This is a genomic window from uncultured Phenylobacterium sp., from assembly GCF_902826855.1.
Classification (GTDB): Bacteria; Pseudomonadota; Alphaproteobacteria; order Caulobacterales; family Caulobacteraceae; genus Phenylobacterium.
In genome coordinates this window covers 1-6,649 of sequence record NZ_CADEGK010000225.1, presented here as the reverse complement: position 1 = coordinate 6,649, position 6,649 = coordinate 1, and the positions used below count along the sequence as shown (strand labels likewise).

The 6,649-nt window shown below is 70.6% G+C and carries 8 protein-coding genes; 2 read left to right on the top strand and 6 right to left on the bottom strand.

Annotated elements, in window-relative coordinates:
* Window positions 1-338: carboxymuconolactone decarboxylase family protein (locus QZV94_RS21540; RefSeq protein ID WP_293681779.1), on the top strand; the 338-nt coding region annotated here is incomplete at its 5' end.
* Here QZV94_RS21540 and QZV94_RS21535 read toward each other — a convergent pair.
* A complete protein-coding gene (locus tag QZV94_RS21535) occupies window positions 335-1,780 on the bottom strand; it encodes a PLP-dependent aminotransferase family protein (RefSeq protein WP_293681776.1) in 1,446 nt (481 codons plus the stop codon). The two genes, QZV94_RS21540 and QZV94_RS21535, sit on opposite strands and share 4 nt — an antisense overlap.
* 98 nt (window positions 1,781-1,878) lie before the next feature.
* Between QZV94_RS21535 and QZV94_RS21530 the strand changes: the two genes are divergently transcribed.
* On the top strand, window positions 1,879-2,613 hold the full coding sequence (locus QZV94_RS21530; RefSeq protein WP_293681773.1) for a pyridoxamine 5'-phosphate oxidase family protein: 735 nt from the start codon (window positions 1,879-1,881) through the stop codon (window positions 2,611-2,613).
* Here the strand turns inward: QZV94_RS21530 and QZV94_RS21525 are convergent.
* The 5 genes from QZV94_RS21525 to QZV94_RS21505 all read right to left on the bottom strand — a co-directional run bounded on the left by QZV94_RS21525 (window position 2,589) and on the right by QZV94_RS21505 (window position 6,352).
* Window positions 2,589-3,113, bottom strand: a complete 525-nt coding sequence (locus tag QZV94_RS21525) for an SRPBCC domain-containing protein (protein ID WP_293681770.1) — start codon at window positions 3,111-3,113, stop codon at window positions 2,589-2,591. The two genes, QZV94_RS21530 and QZV94_RS21525, sit on opposite strands and share 25 nt — an antisense overlap.
* A 10-nt stretch (window positions 3,114-3,123) precedes the next feature.
* Entirely contained in the window at window positions 3,124-3,975 is an 852-nt protein-coding gene (locus QZV94_RS21520; protein ID WP_293681768.1) for a glutamate racemase, read from the bottom strand.
* Between the two features lie 76 nt (window positions 3,976-4,051).
* A complete protein-coding gene (locus QZV94_RS21515) occupies window positions 4,052-4,432 on the bottom strand; it encodes a DUF805 domain-containing protein (protein ID WP_293681766.1) in 381 nt (126 codons plus the stop codon).
* Between the two features lie 101 nt (window positions 4,433-4,533).
* Entirely contained in the window at window positions 4,534-5,073 is a 540-nt protein-coding gene (locus QZV94_RS21510; protein ID WP_293681763.1) for a methylated-DNA--[protein]-cysteine S-methyltransferase, read from the bottom strand.
* Between the two features lie 58 nt (window positions 5,074-5,131).
* Window positions 5,132-6,352 (bottom strand): GAF domain-containing sensor histidine kinase, encoded by a 1,221-nt coding sequence (locus QZV94_RS21505; protein ID WP_293681761.1) that lies wholly within the window; start codon window positions 6,350-6,352, stop codon window positions 5,132-5,134.
* Window positions 6,353-6,649 lie beyond the last annotated feature (297 nt).

Here is a 6,649-nt window from a genome sequence, read left to right as displayed (position 1 = left end):
TCGGATACAGGCGATCTTCACCTCAAACGCCACGCCACTTGGGGAATGCAGGCTACTACCGTTCCCTGCACCTGCTCTCGAACGGCGAGTACAAGACCCTGCCCGCGCGCCTGCGCATGAACGGCCTCGCCAACCCCGGCGTCGACAAGGCGGACTTCGAGCTCTGGGCTGCCGCCGTCTCGGCCGTGAACGGCTGCGGCATGTGCCTGGACGCCCACGAGGCGGAGTTGAAGAAGCACGGCGTCACGGCCCCGCAGATCCAGGCGGCGCTGCGCATCGCCGCAGTGGTCAACGCGGCGAGCCGTGTGCTGGCCTCGGAGACCGCGGCCGCTGCCTAGGCGCCCAGCGCCCCCGCCAGCCGCGCCACGCCGGCGTCCATCGCGCTCGCCGGGAAGCCGGTGAAGCCGAGCAGCAGGCCCGCGCGGGGCGGGGCGGCGTGGTAGAGCGGGGCAATCGCACGCGCCGTGACCCCGCACGCGTGGGCGGCCGCCTCGGCCTCCACGTCGGAGCGGCCGTCGCGGAAGTAGGCGATCAGGTGCATACCCTGGTCCGGGACGTCGACCTCCAGGGCATGACCTAGGCGGCGCTCCAACGCGTCGGCAAGGGCGTCGCGTTGGGCCTTGTAGGCAATGCGGCGGCGGCGGATGTGGGCGGCGAACTGGCCGCTCTCGATGAAGTCCAGCGTGATCGCCTGGGTCAGGGTCGGCGGCTGGCGATCGACCATGCGCCGTGTTGCCGTCAGCGGGCCGACCAGCTCGCGCGGCGCCACCAGGTAGCCCAGGCGCAGGCCCGGGAAGAGCGCCTTATTCAGCGTCCCGACATAGATCACCCGGTCGCCGCCCTTGAGTCCCTGCAGCGCCGGCAGCGGGGCGCCCGCATAGCGAAACTCCGCGGCATAGTCGTCCTCCAGGATCCAGGCCCCCGCCTCCCGCGCCCAGGCCACCAGCTCCAGCCGCCGCCCCATCGAGAGCGCCACGCCAAGCGGGTACTGGTGCGAGGGCGTGAGGAACGCCAGCCGCGCGTCGGGGGCCATGGCGACGCCGGCCGACACCACCAGACCTGACCGGTCCACCGGCACGCCGAAGGTCCGCGCTCCCGCGGCTGAGGCGGCGTACCAGGTGGGCTGATAGCCGGGATCCTCCAGCCAGACCTTGTCGCCCGGCCTCAGCAGCACGCGCAGTGTCAGGTCGACCGCCTGTTGCGCGCCGGACGTCAGGATCACCTGATCAGGCGCGCAGACCACGCCGCGCGCGGCGCGCAGGTAGTCGGCCACCGCGCCGCGCAGCCGGAGGGCGCCCGCCGGGTCGCCATAGCCGAAATCTGCCGGCCCGAGCGTCCGCAGGGCCCGGCGGGTGGACCGGGACCAGGCGTCCAGGGCGCGGGCGTCCATCAGAGTGCGGCCGTTCGAGAAGGCCACCGTGGCGCTTTGCAGGTCCACGAACCCCATTGAGGCCTCGATCCCCGCTCCGGACGTGACCGGGGTCTCAGCCGGCGGTGGCCCGGCCGGCAGGTCGATCACCCCGGAGAGGTCGCCACAGACGTAGGTGCCCGAGCCCTTGCGGCCTTCCGCATAGCCCTCAGCCAGCAGTTGGTCGTACGCCGCCACCACCGAGGCTCGCGCCACGCCCAGCCGTAGCGCCAGGTCGCGGCTGGAGGGCAGGCGGCCGCCGGGTTTCAGGGCGCCCTCATGGATCGCCGCACGCACCTGGTCGTAGACCTGGCGGATCACCGGGCCACCCGGCTGCGGCGCCCGCCAGGGATAGATCTCTGCCCAGCTCATGGGAGCGCAACGTCCAGTGGTCTGCTAGCTGTCTCGAAATTGGACCTTTTGGGCAGTCCACGCAAGGCGCAGCTTCCGGGGCGACGAGGATCTCCGCCATGAACGCCATCGCCCCCAAGTTCACACCCACAGGCCGCTCGAGACTGCGCCGCCGTCCGCAGCGAGGCCGCTACGACGAGGCGGCCGTGTTCGAGATCCTCGATGCGGGCGTGATGGCCCACGTCGGCTATGCGATCGACGGCCAGCCCTTCGTGACCCCCACGGCCTACTGGCGAGAGGGCCGCCGGCTCTACTGGCATGGCGCCGCCGCCAGTCGGATGATCGGCGCTGTGGGCGTCGGCGCTCCGGTCTGCGTGACCGTCAGCTTCCTCGACGGCTTCGTGGTCGGCCGCTCAGGCTTCATTCACTCGCTGAACTATCGCTCGGTGATGGCTTTCGGCCGCGCCCGACGCGTGGACGGCCTGGAGGCCAAGCGTGCGGCCATGGACAGCTTCATCGACCGCCTCTACGCCGGCCGCGCCGCCAAGCTGCGCCCCGCCACGGAGGCCGAGCTCAAGCAAATCACGCTGGTGGAGATGGAGATCGAGGAAGCCTCGGCGAAGGTGCGCGACGCCGGCGTCGCCGACCTGCCGGCCGACGCCGGCTGGGCCCCCTGGTGCGGGGTCTTCCCGGTGGAAACCCGCATCGGCGCGCCCCGGCCGGAGCCCGGCATGGGCGCCGGCGGCGCACCCACCGCCGACCTCGCGCCCTATGCCGAGGGCGCGCGGCTGGACGCTGCGCTGACCCAGGCGGCGATCATGAAGACGGATCAGGGCCTGCCGGTTTCCACGTAGGCCTTCAACCGGCCCACGCCCTCGCTCATCACCTCGTCGATGGCCGGGGCGGCGGAGACGATGAAGTCGCGGGCGCCGGCGACGTGGTAGGTCATGGTCAGCTCCGTGCCGCCGTCCCTGGCCTTGAGCGTCAGGGTATAGGCGCCGCCGACGCCCTCGTCCTGCAGCGGGCCGAAGGCGGCGTCGAGGCGGACGGTCTGGTTCGGGATCACCAGCTCCACCACGCCATGGCGCACGCTGCCCCCGCCCGGAAGAGCCTCGCACAGGCAGCCGTTGGCGGAGAGCGCGAGCGTGATGTTGCTGGCCTTGCCGGAATAGGTATGGGCGTCGCTCCACCAGCGGCCCCATTCGCCAATCGCGGCGTAGACCTTCGCCGGCGGGGCGGCGATCTGCTGGACGGTCTTCAGGCGGAAGTAGCCGGGGCCCTTGTCGACGACGGCGGCCTGCGCGGAGCCCGCGGCGGTGAGGACGGTCAGCACCGTCGCGATCAGGTGTTTCATACGTCGCTCCTCAAGCCGGCTCGAACCTTAGCGGTGTCCCCCAGAAGGTCTCTACCAGGCTGTTCTGTTCGCCGGGCCGGCCGGTGGTCAGGAAGCGGCGGACGCCGCGCTCGCCAGGCCGGAACTCGGGGTGCCGCTCCAGGTAACGGGCTAGCGCGTCGGCTGTCGCCTCCGGCTGGCGGATCAACGGGGTGCCCGCCGGCAGGGCCGCCTGGAACAGGTCCGCCACGATCTCGTAGTGGGTACAGCCCAGGATCGCCCGGTCCGGGTGGCGGCCGATGCGGGTCTTCAGCGCCTGGACATGGCGGTCGATGACGGCCGCCAGCTCCTCGCGTGGCGCCCCAGCCTCGATCATCCGCGCCAGTTCCGGGCAGGGCTCGGAGAACACCGCAACGTCCTGGCGGCGCTTGTCGATCTCGATCTCGTAGACGCGGCTCCGGGCGGTGGCCGGGGTGGCGAAGACTCCAAGGACATCCACCTTCTCGGCCTTCTCCTCGCGCCATTGGGCCTCGTGCTCCCACGGCAGGCCGGTTGCCGCCTCGATGGTCGGCACGACGATGCCCAGGATGTTCACCGGCCGTCCAAGTTCGCGCCGGTAGGCGGGCAGCCAGGTCTGCTGGAGACGGCGCAGGGCCACGCTGGCGGCGGTGTTGCAGGCCAGGACCACCACGTCACATCCCTCGGCGAACAGGCGAACGCAGCCGGCCTTGGTCAGCTCGACGATCTCCTCGCCGGAACGCCCGCCGTAGGGGGCGTTGGCCTGGTCCGCCAGATAGATGAAGTCCGCGGCCGGGAACCGCTCCACGAGCCGATGATGGACCGTCAGCCCGCCCACGCCGGAATCGAACACGCCGATGGCCATGAGCCGGTGTTAGCGAGCGCCGCGAAGGCTGTCGATGGAGGCGCCGTCTGGCGCCGCGTCCTCAGGCGCCCCCTCGTTAGGCGAAAGTCGCCTGCAGCTCCTCGTACGACCGCTGGCCGGGCTCCGGGCCGAAACGGTTCTCGCCCTGCGTGCCCCGCAGCACCGTGAACACGAACAGCACCAGGCCGCCGAGGAGCGGAATGAGTGCGATCAGCAGCCACCAGGCCGTGCGGTTGGTGTCGTGCAGCCGCCGGAAGCTCAGCGACAGGTTGGGGATCAGGTGCGCGAAGGTCACGAACAGCCCGCAGGGCCCGCCGAACCCGCGGGCGTTGAAGGCCAGAGCGTCGATCGTCCCTGCCGCCACGCCCAGGATCAGCATCCACAGGCAGAACAGCCAGTACTCCGACCGGGCAGCCCGGCCCTGGAAGTCCCAGTAGTTCTTGTACGCGGTGAACATGGCGCCGTCCGGTGACTCAACCTCAGGTTACCGGAGCGTCGCCGAAGAATCTTAAGGTGGCGTTGGGCAGCAGGGTTAAGCCGGCGGGGACCCTCTTCGGCTTAACCCGCGAACAGGTCCGCTTGCGCCGCAGCCGCCGCGCCCTCGATGCCCAGCAGCTTCAGCTTGGTGTTGACCCCGCCGCGGGCGGAGAACCCCCCGGGCTTGCCGCCGGCCGCCGTCACCCGGTGGCACGGCACCACGATCGGCCAGGGGTTCTTGCCCAGCGCCGCGCCGACCTCGCGGGCCAGCAGCTTGTCACCCAGTTTCACCGCGATCTCGCCATAGGTCAGCGTCTCGCCGGGCGGGATGGACCGCGCGATCTCATAGACCTTGGCGTGGAATTCGGGCGTGCGGCTGAGGTCCAGCGGGGCGCCGCTGAGGTCCGCCTTCTCCCCGCGCATCAACGCCTGGATGCCGGCGACGGTGTCGGCAAGTTGCGGCGGGATTTCCGCCTCCGTCGCGGCGGGGAACCGGCGCAGGAAACTGCGGCGCGCCGTCTCCGCGTCGTGCTCCGGCAGGTGGCAGGCCGCCAGCCCCGCGTCGTTCCACGCGATGCCGGCGAACCCGATGGCGGTGGCGAAGAGGGCGTACTGGGTCATGGCGAGAAGATAACCCCTCCCGCGGAGAACCGCTGGCGGCTTTCGGACTCCGATCGGCTCAGGCTGCTGCGACCGGCATGCGGAACGTGAAGCAGGTCTCGGTGTCGTCCGAGGCGACTTCCAGGGTCCCGCCGTGCGCGCGGGCAATCTCGGACGAGATGTAGAGGCCCAGACCCAGCCCTTGCTGGTGCGGCCGCAGGCTGGCGCGGGTGAACGGCTGGAACAGCCGCGCCTGGGTCTCCGGCGGGATGCCCGGCCCGGCGTTGGCGACCGATAGCTCGAACGCCTCGCCATCGGCGCGGGCCAAGACCTGCACAGGCCCCTCGGGCGAGCCGTGGACCAGGGCGTTGGCGACGAGGTTTGACAACAGCTGCGCCAGCCGCCGGCCGTCGCCGGTCACAGGACCCGGCAGCGAGATGTCCGCTTCGATGGTCCGCTCGGGGTGGGCCAGGCGCAACTCGCCCAGTACCTGCTCCAGCACCCGCGGCAGATCCAGGATGGGCCGCCGCTCGATGGCGAAGCCCCCGCCCAGCCGCCCGCGCGCCAGGTCCAACACATTGTCGATCAGGCCGGCCATCCGCGTGACGCTCTCGTGCATCATGTCGACAAGGCCGGCCGCCCGTTCGTTCAACGGCGTCTTCTTGAGCAACCGGCCCGCCGCATCTATGGAGGCCAGGGGATTGCGAAGGTCATGGCCCATGACCGCGATGAACTGCTCGCGCAGCTCCGCTGCCTCGCGTTGGTCCAGGAGCGCCGCTTGGCTCGCCTCCAGCCGGTTGCGCGCGGCCAGGTGGGCGCCGATCAGCTCGGCGAACAGTTCGAAGATCACCGGCGCCGTGGAACCCCTGAGGTCCCGCGGGTGCGGATCGATGGCGCACAGGGTGCCGAAGAACACCCCGTCATGGCGGATCGGCACGGAGATGTAGCTTCGGAAGCCGTACATGGCTGGCGTCGGGTGGCCGCAGAAGTCGGCGTCGGCCGGAACGTCATCGATGATCACCGCCTGGCCGGAGCTGCGGATTTCGTCGCAGATCGTGGTCTGCACCTTCAGTTCGCCGCCGACGTCGAGGCCGAAGGCGATCTCATCGCGCACCGCGCAAGCCACCCAGCGGTCCTCGGTCACTCGCGCGACCGCGGCGAAGCCCATGCCGGTGGAGCGGCAGCACACCTCCAGCAGCTTGGGGATGGCGTCGATGACGCCTACGGCGGCGACGTCGTCAGCGATGGCCGGCGTGATGGACAGTTGGCGCTCCCCGTTCCCTGTGTGGGCATCACACATCTAACATAGTGCGTCGTGCGGCGATCGGGCGTCGGGAGTCCAACACACGGTCCTCCCGCCGCCATCCAACCGGGGTGGGAGCGAGGCCACCGGCCAGGCTCCGCCATAGATCTCATGGCAGCGATGTTTGCCTCAGTGGTGGCTCGGACTGCGAACCACGGGATGACCTCATTCTTGACCCACGCCCCTCTTTGAGCGCATAAGCCCGCCCTTCCGGCGCCAACCTCGGTCAGCGCCCTCTACCGCCACGACCCCCAGGTCTTATCTGGGACGAGGGCGGCGAGGCCCCCCGTCCAC